The 19,340-nt window shown below is 73.6% G+C and carries 20 protein-coding genes; 3 read left to right on the forward strand and 17 right to left on the reverse strand.

Translation table 11 applies throughout. The annotated features are described in order from the left end of the window. Positions 1-6: 6 nt before the first annotated feature. From GKC29_RS27275 to truB, 7 genes are all read right to left on the reverse strand, one after another. A complete protein-coding gene (locus tag GKC29_RS27275; RefSeq protein WP_155333534.1) occupies positions 7-483 on the reverse strand; it encodes a GNAT family N-acetyltransferase in 477 nt (158 codons plus the stop codon). Positions 484-524: 41 nt separating this feature from the next. Beyond that, positions 525-1,298 carry a 4-hydroxy-tetrahydrodipicolinate reductase gene (dapB, locus tag GKC29_RS27280; RefSeq protein ID WP_155333535.1) on the reverse strand — a complete coding sequence of 258 codons (774 nt, stop codon included), beginning with the start codon at positions 1,296-1,298 and terminating at the stop codon, positions 525-527. Positions 1,299-1,352: 54 nt separating this feature from the next. Further along, positions 1,353-2,747 carry a pitrilysin family protein gene (locus GKC29_RS27285; RefSeq protein ID WP_155333536.1) on the reverse strand — a complete coding sequence of 465 codons (1,395 nt, stop codon included), beginning with the start codon at positions 2,745-2,747 and terminating at the stop codon, positions 1,353-1,355. Positions 2,748-2,794: 47 nt separating this feature from the next. Then, positions 2,795-5,173 carry a polyribonucleotide nucleotidyltransferase gene (locus tag GKC29_RS27290; protein WP_155333537.1) on the reverse strand — a complete coding sequence of 793 codons (2,379 nt, stop codon included), beginning with the start codon at positions 5,171-5,173 and terminating at the stop codon, positions 2,795-2,797. Between the two features lie 237 nt (positions 5,174-5,410). Then, positions 5,411-5,680 carry a 30S ribosomal protein S15 gene (gene rpsO, locus GKC29_RS27295; RefSeq protein WP_155333538.1) on the reverse strand — a complete coding sequence of 90 codons (270 nt, stop codon included), beginning with the start codon at positions 5,678-5,680 and terminating at the stop codon, positions 5,411-5,413. 265 nt (positions 5,681-5,945) lie between these two features. Next, on the reverse strand, positions 5,946-6,875 hold the full coding sequence (locus GKC29_RS27300; RefSeq protein ID WP_155333539.1) for a bifunctional riboflavin kinase/FAD synthetase: 930 nt from the start codon (positions 6,873-6,875) through the stop codon (positions 5,946-5,948). A gap of 36 nt (positions 6,876-6,911) precedes the next feature. After that, entirely contained in the window at positions 6,912-7,796 is an 885-nt protein-coding gene (truB, locus tag GKC29_RS27305) for a tRNA pseudouridine(55) synthase TruB (protein ID WP_155333540.1), read from the reverse strand. Positions 7,797-7,942: 146 nt separating this feature from the next. Here truB and GKC29_RS27310 point away from each other — a divergent pair, with 146 nt between their 5' ends. Next, positions 7,943-8,263 (forward strand): hypothetical protein, encoded by a 321-nt coding sequence (locus GKC29_RS27310; protein ID WP_230688838.1) that lies wholly within the window; start codon positions 7,943-7,945, stop codon positions 8,261-8,263. A 48-nt stretch (positions 8,264-8,311) separates the two neighbouring features. On the opposite strand, the gene GKC29_RS27315 is transcribed toward GKC29_RS27310, so the two are convergent. The 10 genes from GKC29_RS27315 to rimP all read right to left on the reverse strand — a co-directional run bounded on the left by GKC29_RS27315 (position 8,312) and on the right by rimP (position 18,167). Continuing rightward, positions 8,312-9,640, reverse strand: coding sequence for an MATE family efflux transporter (locus GKC29_RS27315; RefSeq protein WP_155333541.1), 1,329 nt, complete (start codon positions 9,638-9,640; stop codon positions 8,312-8,314). Positions 9,641-10,146: 506 nt separating this feature from the next. Beyond that, positions 10,147-10,356, reverse strand: coding sequence for a DUF6186 family protein (locus GKC29_RS27320; RefSeq protein ID WP_196255955.1), 210 nt, complete (start codon positions 10,354-10,356; stop codon positions 10,147-10,149). Further along, on the reverse strand, positions 10,356-10,763 hold the full coding sequence (locus tag GKC29_RS27325) for a hypothetical protein (protein ID WP_155333543.1): 408 nt from the start codon (positions 10,761-10,763) through the stop codon (positions 10,356-10,358). Before GKC29_RS27325 ends, GKC29_RS27320 begins: the two co-directional genes overlap by 1 nt. A gap of 119 nt (positions 10,764-10,882) precedes the next feature. Further along, positions 10,883-11,947 (reverse strand): bifunctional oligoribonuclease/PAP phosphatase NrnA, encoded by a 1,065-nt coding sequence (locus tag GKC29_RS27330; protein ID WP_155334371.1) that lies wholly within the window; start codon positions 11,945-11,947, stop codon positions 10,883-10,885. Positions 11,948-11,979: 32 nt separating this feature from the next. Continuing rightward, on the reverse strand, positions 11,980-12,462 hold the full coding sequence (gene rbfA / locus GKC29_RS27335; RefSeq protein WP_155333544.1) for a 30S ribosome-binding factor RbfA: 483 nt from the start codon (positions 12,460-12,462) through the stop codon (positions 11,980-11,982). Positions 12,463-12,614: 152 nt separating this feature from the next. Continuing rightward, the gene (locus GKC29_RS27340; protein WP_155333545.1) at positions 12,615-12,908 is read right to left on the reverse strand and encodes a DUF503 domain-containing protein; all 294 of its coding nucleotides are present in this window, start codon (positions 12,906-12,908) and stop codon (positions 12,615-12,617) included. 87 nt (positions 12,909-12,995) lie between these two features. Continuing rightward, positions 12,996-15,998 carry a translation initiation factor IF-2 gene (gene infB, locus GKC29_RS27345; RefSeq protein WP_155333546.1) on the reverse strand — a complete coding sequence of 1,001 codons (3,003 nt, stop codon included), beginning with the start codon at positions 15,996-15,998 and terminating at the stop codon, positions 12,996-12,998. A 93-nt stretch (positions 15,999-16,091) separates the two neighbouring features. Then, positions 16,092-16,424 carry a YlxR family protein gene (locus tag GKC29_RS27350; protein ID WP_155333547.1) on the reverse strand — a complete coding sequence of 111 codons (333 nt, stop codon included), beginning with the start codon at positions 16,422-16,424 and terminating at the stop codon, positions 16,092-16,094. 16 nt (positions 16,425-16,440) lie between these two features. Continuing rightward, a complete protein-coding gene (nusA, locus tag GKC29_RS27355) occupies positions 16,441-17,484 on the reverse strand; it encodes a transcription termination factor NusA (RefSeq protein ID WP_155333548.1) in 1,044 nt (347 codons plus the stop codon). Then, positions 17,481-18,167, reverse strand: coding sequence for a ribosome maturation factor RimP (gene rimP / locus GKC29_RS27360; protein ID WP_155333549.1), 687 nt, complete (start codon positions 18,165-18,167; stop codon positions 17,481-17,483). The genes nusA and rimP overlap by 4 nt, the downstream gene beginning before the upstream one ends. 267 nt (positions 18,168-18,434) lie before the next feature. On the opposite strand from rimP, the gene GKC29_RS27365 reads away from it, so the two are divergent. Together GKC29_RS27365 and GKC29_RS27370 are read left to right on the forward strand one after the other, a co-directional pair. Beyond that, on the forward strand, positions 18,435-18,848 hold the full coding sequence (locus GKC29_RS27365) for a hypothetical protein (RefSeq protein WP_155333550.1): 414 nt from the start codon (positions 18,435-18,437) through the stop codon (positions 18,846-18,848). Beyond that, complete coding sequence (locus tag GKC29_RS27370) at positions 18,845-19,294, forward strand: ferritin-like domain-containing protein (RefSeq protein ID WP_155333551.1); 450 nt, start codon at positions 18,845-18,847, stop codon at positions 19,292-19,294. The genes GKC29_RS27365 and GKC29_RS27370 overlap by 4 nt, the downstream gene beginning before the upstream one ends. Positions 19,295-19,340 lie beyond the last annotated feature (46 nt).

Raw genomic sequence — 19,340 nt, forward strand, 5'->3', positions numbered from 1 at the left:
GGGTTGTCAGGCGGGGTCGACCAGTTCGACGACGATCTCGTCGTCCTCCGTCGCACCGGTCGGGGCGAAACCCAGGCTGCTGTAGAGACGGGCGGCGACGGTGTTGTCCGGGTGGTACGACAGCCGCACCGGGTTTCCGCCGCCCTCCCGGGCCAGCCACTCCGCCAGGGTCACCACCGCGGCACGGCCGACGCCGTGGTCCTGTTCGGCCGCGTCGACCAGCATGCCGCCGATCCACCGCGACCCGTCGTCGTCCACACCCCACATCACGTGGCCGACGACGGTCTCGTCGGCGTACACCGCGAGTGAGGTCCACACGTCGGACCGGTCGGTCAGCAGCAGGTAGCGGGCGGCGAGAGCGGGCACCCAGAGGCGCTGGTCGTCGCGCGGGGCGACGTCCGCCACCGCACGCCAGTTGTCGTCGTCCACCGGGCGCAGGGTGACCCGGCGGCCGAGCCGGTCGTGGACGTGGGAGTCGATCACCCGGGCAGCCTAGAGCGGCCCGGGTGGACTGACGACCGCTTTCAGTCGAGCAGGGCGTCCAGGCCGACCGTGAGGCCCGGTCGGTTGCGCACCTCGCGGACGGCCAGCAGCACGCCCGGCATGAAGGACGCCCGGTCGTACGAGTCGTGCCGGATGGTCAGCGTCTCGCCCGTGGTGCCGAAGAGCACCTCCTGGTGGGCGACCAGGCCGGTGGCGCGGACCGCGTGCACGCGTACGCCGTCGATGTCGGCGCCACGCGCGCCGGCCACCTCGTCCTTGGTGGCGTCCGGCACGGAGCCCAGCCCCGCCGCGGCGCGGGCCTCGGCGATCAGACGGGCGGTGTGCGTGGCGGTGCCGCTCGGGGCGTCGAGCTTGCGCGGGTGGTGCTGCTCGATGATCTCCACCGACTCGAAGTGCCGGGCCGCCCGGGCGGCGAACTGCATCATCAGGACCGCGCCGACGCCGAAGTTGGGGGCGACCACCACGCCCACGCCGGGCTTGCGGGCGAGCCAGCCGCGTACCCGCTCCAGCCGCGCCTCGGTGAAGCCCGTCGTGCCGACCACGGCGCTGATGCCCTGGTCGATGCACCAGTGCAGGTTGTCCATGACGACGTCGGGGGTGGTGAAGTCGACGACCACCTCGGCCCCGGCGTCGGAGGCGTTGAACAGCCAGTCGCCCTGGTCGATCATGGCCACCAGCTCCATGTCGGGCGCCGCGTCCACCGCTCGGCACACCTCGAGACCCATCCGCCCCCGAGCGCCCAGCACGCCGACCCGGATCGGCTCGTCCGCGCTCTTGTCCTGCTCGTCAGTCACGGGGCACAACCTATCCCAATCGGGACGCGGGCACCGCCGGGGTGGGGTGGTCGCTCACGCGGCGAAGTCGGACTCGCCGAACGGGCCGACCACGGCCAGGGACATCGGCCGCCCGAGCAGCTCGGCGGCGAGGTCGTTGACGTCGTCGACGGTGACCGCGTCGACCCGGGCGAGCAGCTCGTCGACGGGCATCAGGTCGCCGTAGAGCAGCTCGCCCTTGGCGAGGCGGCTCATCCGGGAGCCGGTGTCCTCCAGGCCCAGCACGAACGAGCCCTTGCACATGCCCTTGCCACGGGCCACCTCGGCCTCGGTCAGCCCGTCGGCGGCCACCCGCGCCAGCTCGGTGCGGGTCAGGTCCAGCACCTCGTCCACCTTGCCCGGAGCGCAGCCGGCGTAGACGGCGAACAGGCCGCTGTCGGCGTACTGGCTGGCGTAAGAGTAGACCGAGTACGCGAGGCCGCGCTGCTCGCGGATCTCCTGGAACAGCCGGCTCGACATGCCGCCGCCGAGGACGTTGTTGAGGACGCCGAGGGCGAAGCGGCGGTCGTCCAGCCGGTCGATGCCGGGGCAGCCGAGCACGACGTGCGCCTGCTCGGTCTCCTTCGGCTCCACGAGGGTCGTGACGGGCTTCGTGCGTACCGCCGGGGTGGCGGCCCGGAACGGCGCCGGCGACGCCGGGTCGGTGTCCAGCGGAGTGCCGCGCAACGCCTGGCGGACCAGCTTGACCACCGCGGCGTGGTCGAGGTTGCCGGCGGCGGCGATGACGATCCGGGGGGCGGTGTAGTGCCGCCGGTAGAAGCTCTGGATCTGCCGGCGGGTCATCGGGGTGACCGTCTCCTCGGTGCCGGAGATCAGCCGGCCGAGCGGGTGGTCACCGTAGACGGCCCGGGTGAAGAGGTCGTGGACCTCGTCGCCGGGCTCGTCGTCGTGCATGGCGATCTCCTCGAGGATCACACCCCGCTCGGTCTCCACGTCGGCCGGGGTGAGCACCGAGTCGGCGACGAGGTCGCACATCACGTCGATGGCGAGCGGCAGGTCCTCGTCCAGCACCCGCGCGTAGTAGCAGGTGTACTCCTTCGTCGTGAAGGCGTTGGTCTCGCCGCCGACCGCCTCGATCGCCGAGGAGATGTCCAGGGCGTTCCGCTTGTGGGTGCCCTTGAACAGCAGGTGCTCCAGGAAGTGGGCGGCACCGGCCTGCGGGCCGTTCTCGTCCCGCGACCCCACGGACACCCAGATGCCGAACGAGACGCTGCGCATCGTGGGGATCGCCTCGGTGAGCACGCGCAGGCCGCTGGGCAGAACCGTCCGACGGACGGTCCCGCCCAGCGGGTCGTCGCTGAGCGTCCGGGTCACCGCACGGGCGCCGCCGGCGCGGCCCCCGGTCGTGCCCCGGAACGCCGCCACCCCCCGTCGATCCGGCGGAAACGGCGCGCTGGCGGCCCGACTCACGTGGTGCTCCCGGTTCGACGAGGGGTGGGTGGTGCGGTGGTTACCGGTCAGGTGTGCCGGGTGCGACGGCGCGGACGCGAGTCGCCGCCGCCCTCGCCGCCCTCGCCACGGTCACCGCGGTCCGGGCCACGGCTGCCGCGCTCACCGCCGCGGTCGCGGTCACCGCGGTCGCGCGGCCCCCGGTCGCCCCGGTCACGGCCGGCCGGCCGCTCGGCGCCCGCCTCGGCCTCGGCCGGGGCCTCGGCGCCCTCCGGGCGGACCTTGTCCAGGTAGATCTTGCCGCGCTGGTCGATGTCGGCGATCTCCACCTCGACCTTGTCGCCGACGTTGAGGAAGTCCTCGACCTTCTCGACCCGCTTGCCGTCGCCCACCTTCGAGATGTGCAGCAGGCCGTCGCGGCCCGGGAGCAGCGAGATGAAGGCGCCGAACGCGGCCGTCTTCACCACGGTCCCGAGGAACCGGTCGCCGAGCTTCGGCAGCGTCGGGTTGGCGATGGCGTTGATCCGCTCCACCGCCGCCTGGGCCGACGGGCCGTTGGTGGCGCCGACGTAGATCGTGCCGTCGTCCTCGATGGAGATCTCGGCGCCGGTCTCGTCCTGGATGGCGTTGATCGTCTGACCCTTGGGGCCGATCACCATGCCGATCTTGTCGACCGGGATCTTGACGGTGGTGACCCGCGGCGCGTAGTCCGACATCGGGGCCGGGGCCTCGATCGCCCGCTGCATCACGTCGAGGATCGTCTGCCGGGCCTCGTGCGCCTGCTGGAGCGCGGCGGCCAGTACGTCCGACGGGATGCCGTCGAGCTTGGTGTCGAGCTGGAGCGCGGTCACGAAGTCCCGGGTGCCGGCGACCTTGAAGTCCATGTCACCGAACGCGTCCTCGGCGCCGAGGATGTCGGTCAGCGTCACGTACTGCGTCTTGCCGTCGACCTCGTCGGAGATGAGGCCCATGGCGATGCCGGCGACCGGCGCCTTGAGCGGCACACCGGCGCTGAGCAGGCCGAGCGTCGACGCGCAGACCGAGCCCATCGACGTGGAGCCGTTCGAGCCGAGGGCCTCGGAGACCTGCCGGATGGCGTACGGGAACTCCTCGCGCGACGGCAGCACCGGGATCAGCGCCCGCTCGGCGAGCGCGCCGTGGCCGATCTCCCGCCGCTTCGGCGAGCCGACCCGGCCGGTCTCACCGGTCGAGTACGGCGGGAAGTTGTAGTTGTGCATGTAGCGCTTGGACTTCTCCGGGGAGAGCGTGTCCAGCGCCTGCTCCATGCGCAGCATGTTCAGCGTGGTGACGCCCAGGATCTGGGTCTCGCCACGCTCGAACAGCGCCGAGCCGTGCACCCGGGGCAGCACGCCGACCTCGGCGTTCAGCGGGCGGATGTCCCGCGGGCCACGGCCGTCGATGCGGACCTGCTCGCGCAGCACCCGGCTGCGGACCTCGGACTTGGTCAGCGACCGCAGGGCGGCGGAGAGCTCCTTCTCGCGACCCTCGAAGCGCGGGGCGAGCTCGTCCAGCATCCGGGCCTTGATCGCGTCCAGGGCCTCCTCACGCACCGCCTTGCCGGCGATCTGGAGGGCCTCGGCGACGTCGGCGCGGGCGAACTCCGCGACCGCCTCGTACGCGTCGTCCTGGTAGTCGAGGAACACCGGGTACTCGAGGACCGGCTTGGCGGCGACCTCGGCCAGCTCGCTCTGTGCGCGGCACAGCTCGCGGATGGCCGGCTTGGCGGCCTCCAGACCGCTCGCCACGACCTCCTCGGTCGGGGCCGGGGCGCCGTCGGCGACCAGCTTCACGGTGTGCTCGGTGGCCTCCGCCTCGACCATCATGATCGCGACGTCGCCGTCCGGCAGGGCACGGCCGGCGACCACCATGTCGAAGGTGGCCCGGGCCAGCTCCTCGTGGGTCGGGAAGGCGACCCACTGACCGTCGACGTGCGCCATCCGGGTGGCGCCGATCGGCCCGGAGAACGGCAGGCCGGAGAGCTTGGTCGACATCGAGGCGGCGTTGATCGCCACGACGTCGTACGGGTGCTGCGGGTCGAGCGCGAGGACGGTCTCGACGACCTGGACCTCGTTGCGCAGGCCCTTGACGAACGACGGGCGCAGCGGCCGGTCGATCAGGCGGCAGGTGAGGATCGCGTCCTCGCTGGGCCGCCCCTCACGACGGAAGAACGAGCCGGGGATCCGCCCGGCGGCGTACATCCGCTCCTCGACGTCGACGGTCAGCGGGAAGAAGTCGAACTGCTCCTTCGGCTGCTTGCCGGCGGTGGTGGCGGAGAGGACGACCGTCTCGCCCAGCTGGGCGACGACGGAGCCGGCGGCCTGACGGGCCAGCCGACCGGTGGAGAAGGTGACCTCACGGGTGCCGAAGGCCCCGTTGTCGATCACGGCGGTGCGGGACTCGGTGCCGAGGTTACTGCTCTCGGTCATCTGCGGTTGTGCTCCTTCGCGTGAACGGACCCGCGACGCAGAGCTGTTCAGACGGCCGGTCTTCGATCGAAGCGCCCGGGCGGTCGGCGTCGTGCCGTTTGCCCGGGGGCCACTACCGGAGACCGGTACGCTGACCGGCTCCCTGGGTGTCGGGTGGTCGCGCGGTCCTGGTTGTTCGGTGTTCCCGGTGGTGAACCGAAGCGGGGGAGCGGCCTGGTCGGCCACTCCCCCGTCACGTCACCGGCGCAGACCGAGCCGCTCGATGAGCGACCGGTAGCGGTTGATGTCCTTCTTCTGGACGTAGTTGAGCAGCCGACGGCGACGGCCGACCAGCAGCAGCAGCCCGCGGCGGCTGTGGTGGTCGTGCTTGTGCACCTTCAGGTGCTCGGTCAGGTCCGCGATCCGCTTGGTGAGGACCGCGACCTGCACCTCGGGCGAACCGGTGTCGCCCTCGACGGTCGCGTACTCCGCGCGGATCTGGGCCTTGGCTTCCTGGTCGAGCGCCATGTTCTCCCTGTTTCGATGGGTTGTTCGGCGATGTCCGTCGTGTCGGGTCGCGCCGAACGGAGACGGACGGTCCTCGCACCCGCGGCGTCGTGCAGGCACGCGAGGCCCCACGTCGGTCAGCCGACGTCCCCGTCAGCCTACCAGCAACCGGTCGGGCGAGCCGGTCAAGGGCCGCGGGGCGGCTCGGCGGCGTCGACCGGCCGCCGGAGCCCACCGCCGGTGGACGGCCCGCACCTCCCGTCGCCCGGGGCCCGCGCGGGCGGCCTCAGGCCAGCGCCCGCCGGGTCCGCTCGACGTCCTCGGTGATCTGGGCCACCAGCGGCTCGACCGAGTCGTACCGGACCTGCCCCCGCAGGTGCGCCACGAAGTCCAGGGCCAGCCGCTCGCCGTACAGGTCGCCGTCGAAGTCGAGCACGTACGCCTCGACCCGCCGCTCCCGCCCGGAGAAGGTCGGATTGGTGCCGACCGACACGGCGGCCATCAGCGGCTCCCGGTGCCCCCGCCGCACCAGGCGGGCGGCGTACACGCCGTCGGCGGGGACCGCGGCGTACCGGTGACAGAGCAGGTTGGCCGTGGGGAAGCCGAGCTCACGGCCACGCTGGTCGCCGCGCACCACCACCCCTTCGAGCCGGTGCGGCCGGCCCAGCGCGGCAGCGGCGGTGACCACGTCCCCGGCGTCGACGCACGAGCGGATGTACGTGGAGGAGAAGACGGTGCCCGCCTCCGACACCAGCGGCGCCCCCTCGACGGCGAAGCCGAAGGTCCGCCCGAGCCGTTCCAGCAGCGCCACGTCACCGGCGGCCCGGTGCCCGAACCGGAAGTTGGCACCCACCACGACCCGGGTGGCGTGCAGGTGCTCGACCAGCACGTCGTGAACGAACGCCTCGGCCGGCAGCCGGGAGAACTCCGGTGTGAACGGCACCACGCAGAGGACGTCCACGCCGAGCGCCTCGATCAGCTCGGCCTTGCGGGCCGGCTCGGTGAGCACCGCCGGGTGCGAGCCCGGCCGCACCACCTCCGCCGGGTGCGGGTCGAAGGTGACCACCACCGACTTGATGCCCAGCTCCCGGGCCCGCGCCACGGCGTGACCGATGGTCGCCTGGTGCCCCTTGTGCACGCCGTCGAAGACGCCGATCGTGACGACCGACCGCCCCCAGCCACCGGGCGCCGCGTCGTACCCCCGCCACCGCTGCATACCGCTCCTCCCCTGCCGCTGGCCGACCGTCGCCTGTCAGGCCGGGGCCAGCACGATCTCCGCGCGGGCCTGACCGTCCCGCTCGCTGACGATAGCGATCAACCCCCCGGCCGGGCCGAAGACCGCGTACGGGCCGGCGATCCCGACCGGCTGCAGCGGGCCGCCGTGCGACAGCACCCGCTGCTCGTCGGCGGTGGCGTCCCGACGCGGGAAGAACCGGTCGGCCGCGGCGGCGAGCGGCAGGTTGACCACGTCGGGGGCGCGCTGCTCCAGCTCGTCGAGGGTGGCCGCCTCGGCCAGGGTGAAACCACCGACCGCGGTACGCCGCAGCGCGGTCAGGTGCCCGCCGACCCCCAACGCCAGCCCCACGTCCCGGGCGATCGCCCGGATGTACGTGCCGGACGAGCAGGTGACGTCGACGTCCACGTCCACCACGTCGGGCTGGTCCCGGCGGACCGCGAGGACGTCCAGCCGGGAGATGGTGACCCGGCGGGCCGGAAGCTCGACGCTCTCCCCCTCTCGTACCCGCTTGTACGCCCGCTGTCCGTCGATCTTGATGGCGCTGACCGCGCTGGGCACCTGGTCGATCTCACCGGTGAGCGCCGCGAGGGCGGCCCGGACCGCGTCGTCGGTCACCCGCCCGGCCGGGGTGGTCGCGATCACGTCGCCCTCGGCGTCGTCGGTGACCGTCGCCTGGCCGAGGCGGATCGTGGCGGTGTAGCTCTTGCCGGCCCCGATCACGTACGTCAGCAGCCGGGTGGCCCGACCGACGCCGATCACCAGCACGCCGGTGGCCATCGGGTCGAGGGTGCCGCCGTGCCCGACGCGTCGCGTCCGGGCCAGTCGCCGTACGCGCGCCACCACGTCGTGCGACGTCATGCCACCGGGCTTGTCGACCACGATCAGTCCGTCTGCGCTCACGACCGCCAAGCCTGCCAGATGGGCCGGTGCGCCCCGGCGACGGGACGCCGGGCCGAAAACGGGAATGTGTTGTTCGCCTCTTCCTGCCACGATGTCCGGTAGTGACGCCGGCCGGCAGTCCGGCGTCCGGACCACGGGGAGATTCGATGGGCACTCCGAACGACAGCCGGACCGGTCCCACCGCCGACGACCGGCGCCTGCTCCGCACACCGCAGCAGCCCTCCTCCTTGCCGGAGTGGATGCTCAACCCGCCGCCTCCGCGCCGCACCGTCGGTGACCGGTTGGCCGGCGCCGCCCTCGCACTGCCGGGCGCCGCCGCGCTCCGCCGGCGGTGGTGGGCGTGGCAGGGCCGGCGCCGGCTACACGAGCGCTACCCGAACGCGGTCAAGGTGACCGCGTTCTTCCTCTGCTTCGCGGCGGCGCTGGCTCTGGTGCTGGCCGCCAACGCCCTCTTCGGGATGGTGTGACGCACAGCCGGTCGGGATGCGCGGCGCGGGCCGGCGGGTGTGCCCCGGTCAGGCCCGGACCGCGCCGACCACCGCCCAGCCGCCGGAGCGCAGCCGGAGCAGCAGGGCGACCAGCCGGAGCACCACGAAGAGGGTGAGCCCGGCCCAGATGCCACCGAGCCCGAGGTCGAGCCCGTACGCCAGCCAGATCGCCGGCAGGAAGCCGCCGAGCGCCGCCACGATCGTCAGGTTGCGCAGGTAACGGACGTCCCCGGCGCCGATCAGCACCCCGTCGAGGGCGAAGACGACGCCGGCGAGCGGCTGCATCGCCACGAACCACGGCCAGGCCACCATCGCCTGGTCGCGTACCTGCGGATCGGAGCTGAACCACCCGGGGACCACGCCGGCGCCGGCGGCGATGAGCGCGGCGAACGCCACGCCGCAGACCCCGCCGAGCAGAGCGATCCGGCGGGCCAGGCCGCGCGCCCCGGCGGCGTCGCCGGCGCCCAGCGCCGCGCCGACCAGCGCCTGGGCGGCGATGGCGAGCGCGTCGAGCACCAGCGCCGTGAAGAACCACAGTTGCAGGGCGATCTGGTGGGCCCCGACGGCGGCCGCGCCGAAGCGGGCGGCCACCGCGGTCGCGGACAGGAAGCTCGCCTGGAAGGCAAGACCGCGGATCAGCAGGTCACGGCTGAGCACGAGTTGCTGGGCGATCATCCGTGGGCGCGGGTTCAGGGACACCCGTTCGGCGACCAGCGCGCCGACGAAGAGCGCACCGGAGATCGTCTGCGCGATCACGTTGGCCACCGCCGAGCCGACCAGGCCGAGCCCGGCCGGGTAGACCAGCAGCGGGCAGAGCAGCGCGGAGAGCAGGTTCGGCCCGAGCACGAACCACAGCGGACGGCGGGTGTCCTGGATGCCGCGCAGCCAGCCGTTGCCGGCGGCGGCGAGCAGCAGGCCTGGAGCGCCGAGCGCCGCGACGCGCAGCCACTGGGCCGCGGCGTCGGCCACGTCGCCGTCGGCCCCGGCGAGGGTACGCGTGAGCGCTCCGCCGCCCAACTGCATGCCGACCGCGACCGCGACGCCCACCCCGAGGGCGAGCCAGGACGCCTGGACGCCCTCCGCCACGGCGGCGCCCCGGTCACCGGCACCGAACCGGCGGGCGGACCGGCCGGTGGTGCCGTACGCGACGACCGTGCCGAGCCAGGCGATGAGGGTGAGGACGGTGCCGCCGACGGCCAGCGCGGCGAGCGGAACCCGGCCCAGGTGCCCCACGACGGCGGTGTCGACCAGGACGTAGAGGGGCTCGGCGGCCAGCACGACGAGTGCGGGCAGGGCGAGCGCCGCGATCCGTCGGGGCGACGCTGTCTCGGGGGCGGTGGCGACCGGCTGGCTCATCGCCGCCGATCCTGACACGTGCGAGGTAAGGGCTGCAACCTCGTACGTCACTTACCGGGCGGTCCTCCCGTCCCGGCTGGTCGATGCCCGGCACACCGGCGTGGGACGCCGCCGGGCATCAACCGATCCGCGCCGGCGTCACTGACGGGTGTCCATCGAGGTCTGCAGGGCGCGGCGCATCTGCTCGCGGGCCTCGTCCGTGGTCTCGGGCTTGGGCTTGTTCGGCATGAGTGGTGATCCCTTCCAGGGCGCGAGCCACCGGCACGACGGTGGAACTCACGGGCGGTCTGTGCGCCCTCAGCACATCCGGGGTCACCGGAGCGGCTGCTGGGGCAGCGAGCCCGGGTCGATCGGACCCTGGAGGGAGGCGGCGCCGGGTGCGGCACCACCGCCCACGACCAGCGCCGTCGCACGGCGCCGGTCAATTCCCAAGCTATCGTTCAGGTCCACATGCTGCGCGGTGTTCCCGGAATCTGGACAACGGTGACGGTACGCCGACGGCCTCTTCAGCGGGCCAGGAAGTGCCAGCCGAGCCACCACCAGAAGCCGAAGACGCCGATCCGGCCGACCGGCACCGACCCCACCTCGTAGCGCATCACGTACGCGCAGAGCTCGCCGAGGGTGGGGATCCGGGACCCCTCGCGCCGGGCGGCCCACTCGACGACGGCGAAGAGAGCCAACGAGACCAGGAAACCGCCGATGGCCAGCGCCCGCATCATCGCCGCACCAGCCCCCAGAACGCCGACAGCCAGGCCAGCCAGGTCGCGGAGCGGACCAGTCGGTCCTCCAGCAGCGGATCGGCCAGGCGGGAGAAGGTGGGGAAGTCGTCGCCGGCGGCGGCCACGAAGGTCGCCCCCTCGAACACCACGAACACCACGACCGGCAGCGTCCACCACACCGCACCCGAATCCAGCCGGTGCGGCGCGGGCCGCCGGGGCACCCGGTTGCTCAGGCCGAGCCAGATCAGCACCCCACCGGTGCCGAGCGTCCAGAGGTTGGCCTCGACCGAGAAGGACGGGAACCGGCCACCGACGAGCGACAGGCAGACGAGCACCGGCACGGCGACGGCGGGACGGTCCCAGGCGCGAGGCGCCTCGACGGTGAGGTCGTGGGGCTGCTCCATCCCGCAATTCTGCCCACCGTCACCGACGGCGGAAAGACGGACACTCCCCGGAGCCGACCCTGATCTTTCCGGGTCGAGCCCCGCACCGGCGTCGGGCCGGCGGCCCCGGCGACCCACATTCAGCGGCGGACGTCGATCAGCGCCGCGTCCAGTTGGTCGCGGATGGCGTCGACCACCTGCTCGGCGTCGCCCCGCCCGGTGAAGCCGGCCGCGAAGCGGTGCCCGCCACCACCCAGCGCCACCGCCACCCGGCTGACGTCCACCGCACCCTTGCTACGCAGCGACACCGCCCACTCCCCGGGCGCGATCTGCTTCACCACGCAGCTCACGTCGGCCTCCGCGGTGCACCGTACGGAGTCGATGAGCGCCTCCAGCACGTACGGCCGCTGCCCGTGCCGCGCCAGGTCGTCCAGGGTCGCGTACGTCCAGACCAGACCCCGGCCGCCCGCCGCCGCGGGCTCCAGTCGCGCCCGGCCCAGCACCTCGCCGAAGAGCCGGACCGCGCCGAACGGCCGGGTGTCGAAGATCCGGCGGGAGATGTCGCCCGGCCGGATGCCGGTGGCGAGCAGCCGGGCCGCGAGTCGGTGCACCGCCGGGGTGGTGGCCTCGAACCGGAACGAGCCGGTGTCGGTGGTCAGCGCCACGTACAGGCACTCCGCGATCCCCGCGTCGAGCGGCACCCCGAGACGGGTCAGCAGCTCGTCGACGACCACCGAGGTCGCCGCCGCGCCCGGCTCCACCAGGTTGACCCCGCCGAACCGGGTGTTGGACGCGTGGTGGTCGAGCACCAGGGCGGTGCCGGCGGTGGCCAGCCGGTCGACGAGGTCGCCCAGGCGGGATTCGCTCGCCGCGTCGAAGCAGACCACCAGGTCCGGATCCGGGTACGCCTCCGCCGCCGGCACCAGCAGCTCCTCGCCCGGCAACCCACGGAGCGTCTCGGGCACCTCGAACGGGCCGGGAAAGGTGGCCTGCAACCGCCCGACGCCGAGCCGCCGCAGGGCGAGGCCGAAGCCGAGCATGCTGCCGAGCGCGTCGCCGTCGGGGTTGACGTGGCAGATCAGCAGCACCCGCCCGTCCGCCGGCACGGCGCGTACGGCGGCGACGGCGGCCGCCCACTCGGCCTCGACCGGCCCGGCCGCCGCCGGGGCGGCCCCGGTGGACGTCTCGACGGCGCCGTCGGGCACCACGTCGGTCAGCGCGCCGCCGGACGGATCGGTCACCGCCGGTCCCCGCTCCGCGGCTCGTCAGCGTCCTCGGTCTCCTCGGTGTCCTCGTTCGCCTCGTCCTCCAGCCGGTACGGCTGGGCCTCGCCCGCGTACTCGGCCCTGGCGGCGAGGCGCTGCACCTCGGCGTCCGCGTGGCGGGCCTGGGCGAGCAGGTCGTCGATGTGCTTGACCTGGTCCTGCACGTCGTCGAGGACGAAGGTCAGCGTCGGCGAGTGGCGGAGCCCGAGGGCCTTGCCCACCGTGCTGCGGAGCATGCCCTTGGCGCTCTCCAGCGCCGCCGCCGTGCCCGACTGGGCCGCCGCGTCGCCGAGCACCGTGTAGAAGACCGTGGCGTCCCGCAGGTCGGCGGTGATCCGGGCGTCGGTGATGGTGATCATGCCGAGCCGCGGGTCCTTGATTTGGCTGCGTACCACCGACGCGACCAGTTCACGCACCCGCTCCGCGTGCCGGCGTACCTTGGCCGGATCCGACATCTCGCCACCTCCACGGCGTCCCGCTCCCGGCCGCCGCCGGGGGACGCGGAACGTCACCCGGGCCGGCCGGCCAACACCTCGAACACTACCCGCGCCGCCACCGCGGCCGTGCGCCGCCGCCGGTGGTACCGGACACCCGGTGACGGACGGTCTCAGTCGTCCTCACCGTGCAGCCGTCGGCGCACGGACAGCAGCTCGGCCTCCGGCCGGGCGGCCACCAGGCGCTCGCACGAATCCAGCACCTCGCGCACGTGGGCCGGCTCGGCCGCCACCACGGCCACCCCGATCAGCGCCCGACCGTGCAGGTCGAGCGCTCCCACCTCGGCGGCCGACACCTCGAAGCGGCGCAACGCCGCCACGATCGGCCGTACGTAGGACCTCTTGGCCTTGAGCGACCGGGAGTCGCCCGGCAGCAGCAGGTCGAAAACCGCGGTTCCGGTGAACATCGCCTCGGACGATACCCGGACACACCCACACATGATCAAGGGGTTTACGCCTTTCGGCGTAAACCCCTTGATCAGTGTCTCAGCGGATCAGGCGCGTGCCTTCTCCCGCATCTCGAAGGTCTCGATCACGTCGCCGACCTGGACGTTGTTGTAACCGGCCAGGGTCAGACCGCACTCGAAGCCCTCGCGCACCTCGGTCGCGTCGTCCTTGAACCGCTTGAGCGAGCTGATGGTGAGGTTGTCCGCCACCACCGTGCCGTCGCGCAGGAGACGGGCCTTGGCGTTGCGCCGGATGAGGCCCGACCGGACGATACAACCGGAGATGTTGCCGATCTTGGACGAGCGGAAGACCTCGCGGACCTCCGCGGCGCCGAGCTCGACCTCCTCGTACTCCGGCTTGAGCAGGCCCTTGAGCGCCGCCTCGATCTCCTCGATGGCCTGGTAGATGACGGTGTAGTACCGGATCTCCACGCCCTCGCGGTCGGCCATCTCACGGACCTTGTTGGCAGCCCGCACGTTGAAGCCGATGATCGTGACCGCCTCGGACGAGGCGCTCGCCAGCATGACGTCGCTCTCGGTGATCGCACCGACGCCCCGGTGGATGATCCTGAGCTGGACCTCCTCGGGAATGTCGAGGGCGAACAGGGCGTCCTCGAGGGCCTCCACCGAACCGGAGACGTCGCCCTTGAGCACCAGGTTGAGCGAGGTCTTCTCGCCCTCCTTGAGCTGCTCCATGAGCGTCTCGAGGGTGGCCCGGCCACGGGAGTTGGCGAATGCCGCCGCCCGCCGCCGCGCCTGGCGCTGCTCGGCGATCTGCCGCACGGTGCGGTCGTCCTCGGCGGCCAGGAACGTGTCGCCCGCCCCCGGCACCGCGGTCAGACCCAGCACCAGCACCGGACGGGACGGACCCGCCTCGGAGACCTGGTTGCCGTTCTCGTCGAGCATCGCACGGACCCGGCCGTGCGCCCCGCCGGCGACGATCGAGTCGCCCGCCCGCAGGGTGCCCTTCTGCACCAGCACCGTCGCCACCGCACCGCGGCCCTTGTCCAGGTGCGCCTCGATCGCCACACCCTGCGCCGGCCCGTCGATCGGAGCGGTCAGCTCCAGCGACGCGTCGGCGGTCAGCAGGACGGCCTCGAGCAGATCCTCGATGCCGATGCCCGGCTTGGCGGCCACGTTGACGAACATGGTGTCGCCGCCGTACTCCTCGGCGACCAGGCCGTACTCGGTCAGCTGCTGGCGGACCTTGTCCGGGTTGGCCTCCGGCTTGTCGACCTTGTTGACCGCGACCACGATCGGCACGTCCGCCGCCTTGGCGTGGTTCAACGCCTCGATGGTCTGCGGCATGACGCCGTCGTCGGCCGCCACCACCAGCACCACGATGTCCGTGACCTGGGCACCACGGGCACGCATGGCGGTGAACGCCTCGTGACCCGGGGTGTCGATGAAGGTCACCGCCCGGTCCTCGCCCTCGTGCGGGACGTGGACCTGGTACGCGCCGATGTGCTGGGTGATGCCACCCGCCTCGCCGGCCACCACGTTCGCCTTGCGGATCGCGTCGAGCAGCTTGGTCTTACCGTGGTCGACGTGACCCATGACGGTCACCACCGGCGCACGGCTGACCAGGCGGTCCTCCGCCACCTCGGCGTCGAGGTCGATGTTGAACTGCGCGAGCAGCTCGCGATCCTCGTCCTCCGGGCTGACGATCTGCACGTTGAAGCCGAGGTGCTCACCCAGCAGCAGCAGGGTGTCGTCGGAGCAGGACTGGGTCGCCGTGACCATCTCGCCCAGGTTGAACATCTCCTGGACCAGCGAACCCGGGTTGGCGTTGATCTTGTCGGCGAAGTCCGAGAGCGAGGCGCCACGGGACAGCCGGACGACCTGACCCTGACCCCGGGGAGCACCCGAGCTCATGGTCGGGGCCGACAGGTTGTCGAACTCCTGTCTGCGCTGCTTCTTGGACTTGCGACCACGGGTCGGCTTGCCACCCGGACGCCCGAAGGCACCCGCGGCGCCACCGCCGCGACCGCGACCGCCACCACCCGGACGACCGGCGCCACCAGCCGGGGCACCCGGGCGGAAACCGCCGCCGGCACCGCCGCCACCACCACCACCGGGACCGCCACGGTAGCCACCGCCACCGCCACCGGGACCGCCGCGGTAGCCACCGCCACCGCCGCCGCCACCGGGACCGCCGCGGAAGCCACCGCCACCGCCGCCGGGACGACCTGCGCCGCCACCGGGGCCGCCACGACCGCCACCGGGACCGCCGGGGCGACCGGTCGCGGGACGCTGGCTCGGCATCGACGCCGGGCTGGGCCGCGGCGGCATGGACGCCGGGCTGGGCCGCGGCGGCATCGACGCCGGGCTCGGGCGGGGACCGCCCGCACCGGCGGCCGGCGGGCGCTGCTGCTGACCGCCCTGGATGCCGAACGGGTTGTTACCGGCGCCACGCGCCGGCGGACGGCCGCCCGGCCGACCACCGGGGCCCGGGGTGGGGCCACCGGGACGACCGGCGGCCGGGGTGCCCGGCCGGGGCGGCATGCCGCCCGGACCCGGACGCGGGCCGGGACGCGGGCCACCCTCCGTCGGCGGTTCCCGACGGACGTTCTCCCGCTGCTGCTGCCGGGCAGCCTGCGCGGCCTTGACCGCGGCCTCCTGCTCGGCCTTCAGTGCGGCGGCACGCGCCTCGGCGGCCGCCACCTCGATGTCGTGGGCGCTCGCCGGCTTCGCAACCGGCGCCGCCGGCTGCGGCGGGCCCGGAACCGGCCCCTTGGGCTTCGGCCCGGGGGTCGGTGCACCCGGCCGCCGGGGCGGCATCGGCTTGGCCGAGACGCGGGGCGCGCCCGGGGCCGGCGACGGGGTCGGGGTCGACGCCGGAGCCGTCGGAGCGGCCGCCTGCGGGGCGGCCGGCGCCGGGGCACCGCCGTTGTTGACGAATGCGCCACGCAGCCGTCGGGCGACGGGCGCCTCGACGGTGCTGGACGCGGACTTCACGAACTCGCCCATCTCCTTGAGCTTGGCGAGAACGGTCTTGCTTTCGACCCCGAGCTCCTTGGCAAGCTCGTGTACGCGGGCCTTTCCTGCCACTGCACTCCTCACTCCGAGGTCGTGCGGGCAGCACCCGCAGCGACCTCACTCGTGCACTTGAAGCCTGGTCATTTCTGCGACTTCATCGTGTGCTCATGTCGGTCGTCCTACCTTGCTAGCGACCCGCGCCCGGTCGGGTTGACCGGACGTCGTGGTTGGCGCATCGAGGTGCGCCGCGAGCTCACCGTGGTCGAGGACCCCGGTGACGCGCAGCGCCCGCCCGAAGGCGCGACGCCGCACCGCCTGCGCGAAGCAGGCCGGATCCGGGTGCAAGTGCGCCCCCCGACCCGGCAACCTGCGGGCCGGATCGGGCCGAAGGCTGTGTCCAGCCCCGTCACCGATCGCGACGATCCGCAGCAGTTCACCGGCCGGCGCACGTCGCCGGCAACCCACACAGGTGCGCTCCGGCTGCGCGCGTCGTGCCACCGGGGAAAGTCTACCCCTAGCTTCCGGAGATCGCGCCGCCCGGCTCCGGGACGTGATCGGCACCCCCGCCCCCGGCCGGGCCGGTCGGCTCGGCGTCGGACCGGATGTCGATCCGCCAACCGGTCAACCGGGCCGCAAGCCGGGCATTCTGCCCCTCCCGGCCGATGGCGAGCGACAGCTGGAAGTCCGGCACGGTCACCCGGGCCGTGCGGGTGGCCAGGTCCACCACGTCCACCCGCAGCGCCTTGGCCGGCGACAACGCGTTGCCGACGAAGGTCGCCGGGTCGTCCGACCAGTCGATGATGTCGATCTTCTCACCGTGCAGTTCGCTCATGACGGCCCGCACCCGCTGCCCCATCGGCCCGATGCACGCCCCCTTGGCGTTCACACCGGGCGCGGTGGAGCGGACGGCGATCTTCGTACGGTGACCTGCCTCACGGGCGATCGCGCTGATCTCGACCGTCCCGTCGGCGATCTCCGGCACCTCCAGGGCGAAGAGCTTCTTCACCAGCGCCGGGTGCGACCGGGACAACGTGATCTGCGGGCCGCGCATTCCCTTGGCCACGTGCACCACCACGCAGCGGATCCGCTCGCCGTGCGCGTACCGCTCGCCGGGCACCTGCTCCGACTGGGGCAGGACGCCCTCCAGCTTGCCCAGGTCGACGGTGACGATGCCCTTCTCGGCGCGCGCCTCGTGCGCCTGGACGACACCGGTGACCAGGTCGCCGTCGCGGCCCACGTACTCGCCGAAGTGGGCCTCGTCGGTGGCCTCCCGCAGCCGCTGGAGGATCACCTGCTTGGCCGTCATGGCCGCGATCCGGCCGAAGTCGTGCGGGGTGTCGTCCCACTCCCGCACCACGCTGCCCTCGGAGTCCACCTCCTGCGCGTACACCAGGGCCGCGCCGGTCTTGCGGTCGATCTCCACCCGCGCGTGCGGCTCCGCACCCTCGGTGTGCCGGTACGCCGTCAGCAGCGCGGTCTCGATCGCCGCGAGGATCGTGTCGAACGGGATCTCCCGCTCGCGCTCCAGTGCGCGCAGCGCCGCGAGGTCGATGTTCACCTCTCCTCGTCCTCCACATCGTCGTCGTCGAAGTCGTCGGTGTCGCCGGCTCCGCCGGCCTGGTCCGTGCCGTCGAACTCGTCCGCTTCGTCGATCTCGTCGAGGCGGGTGAACTCGACCTGCACCCGCCCGGGGCCCAGGTCGGCGTACGTCCATTCGGCGCGACCGGCGTCGGTCTCCAGGACCACCCGCTCGTCGTCGGCCTCGACCACCCGCCCGGTGACCTGGCGGTCGCCGGCGGTCTCGCCGCCGCGCACAGTCACCTTGACGAGCCGGCCGGTGTTGCGCCGCCAGTGCCGGGGAAGGGTGAGCGGCCGGTCCACGCCGGGCGAGCTGACCTCCAGCTGGTACTCCCCGGCCACGATGTCCCCGCCCGCCTCCTCGGCGGCGTCCAGCGCGGCGGAGACGGCCCGCGAGACGTCCGCGACGGCGTCCAGGTTGATCCCACCGTCGGCGTCCACGATCACCCGCACCACGTGCCGCCGGCCGGCCCGGGACACCGACAGGTCCTCCAGGTCGTACCCGGCGTCGGTGACGACCGGCTCGATGACCTCGCGCAGGCGTGCGCGCCGCGCGGCGAGGTCGCCGCCGCGGGCCACGCGGTCGGTGCCCCGCGTGCCGGCCGGGTGCCGCGGTCGCCCCGTCGGCCCGGTCGGCCGGGTGGCACGGCCACGCTGCGTCATCTGCGCCCCTTCTGCTGGTCGCGGTGCCCGGTCCGGTCGCCACGACGGTACGCCACCGGGGCGGACGCGCCGGTGGTTGCGCAGAGCGTAACGCGCCTTCCGCGTACCGGCCCGGCCGGCGCACCGAGGCCGATGGCCACCGGGCCGGTCAGGATGGTGTTGACTTGTCCGGTGGCGACGGGCAGAACGACAGAGCGCGACGGGACAACCCGGCATTCCCGGCGAAACGTGATACGGGCGGGCGCCCTCCTGGCGCTCGGTGCTGCCGTGGCACCGCTCACCGGCTGTGATCCATTCGACCGCGACGCGGAACCGGCCCCGGGGCCCGACCCGCTCGCACCGCTCGTCGACGAGGCGCTCGCACTCGCCGCGGCGTACCGGGAGGCGGCCGCCGCGCACCCCACGCTGGCCGGGCGGCTGACGCCGATCGCCGAGGCGCACGCCGCCCACGCGGCGGAGCTGGCCCGGGTCGCCCGGGTGGCCCTGCGGTCGGCCACCGCCACCGCGCCGCCCGGCGCCCCGGCGGCCGACCCCGACACCGCGCTCGCCGCGCTGCGCGAACGCGAGACGACAGCCCGGCAGACGGCGACCCGCGCGTGTGCGGAGGCACCGGCCGAACGGGCCGCGCTGCTCGCGTCCGTCACCGCCGCCCGCGCCACGCATCTGGAGGTACTCCGGTGACCGCACCGACCCCCACCGCCGGGCCCTCCGCCGCGCTCGGTGCCGCGCTCACCGCCGAGTACGCCGCCATCTGGGCCTACGGTCCGATCGGGGTACGCCTCACCGGCGCCGCCCGGAAGGCGGCGCGGGACGCGGAGGCGGCGCACCGGCGGCGCCGCGACGACCTCGTGCTCAAGCTCAGCACCGGCGGCGGGACCGTCCCGCCAGACCGGGCCGGCTACGCCCTGCCGTTCCCGGTGACCGACCCGGCGAGTGCGCTCCGGCTCGCCGTCGAGGTGGAGGAACGGACGGGGGCGTTCTGGCGGGCGGCGGTGGCCGCCACCACCGGCGCCGATCGGGACCGCGCGCTCGCCGCGCTGGTCGACTGCGCCGTACGGGCCACCCGCTGGCGCCGGACCGCCGGGATCACACCGCTGACCGTGCCGTTTCCGGGCCGTCCCGCCTGACAGGTCCGCCACAGGTGGTGGCCACGGCCGGCGCTCCGGTTGCCGC

Origin of the sequence: Micromonospora sp. WMMC415, assembly GCF_009707425.1 — a bacterium.
Taxonomy (GTDB): Bacteria; Actinomycetota; Actinomycetes; order Mycobacteriales; family Micromonosporaceae; genus Micromonospora.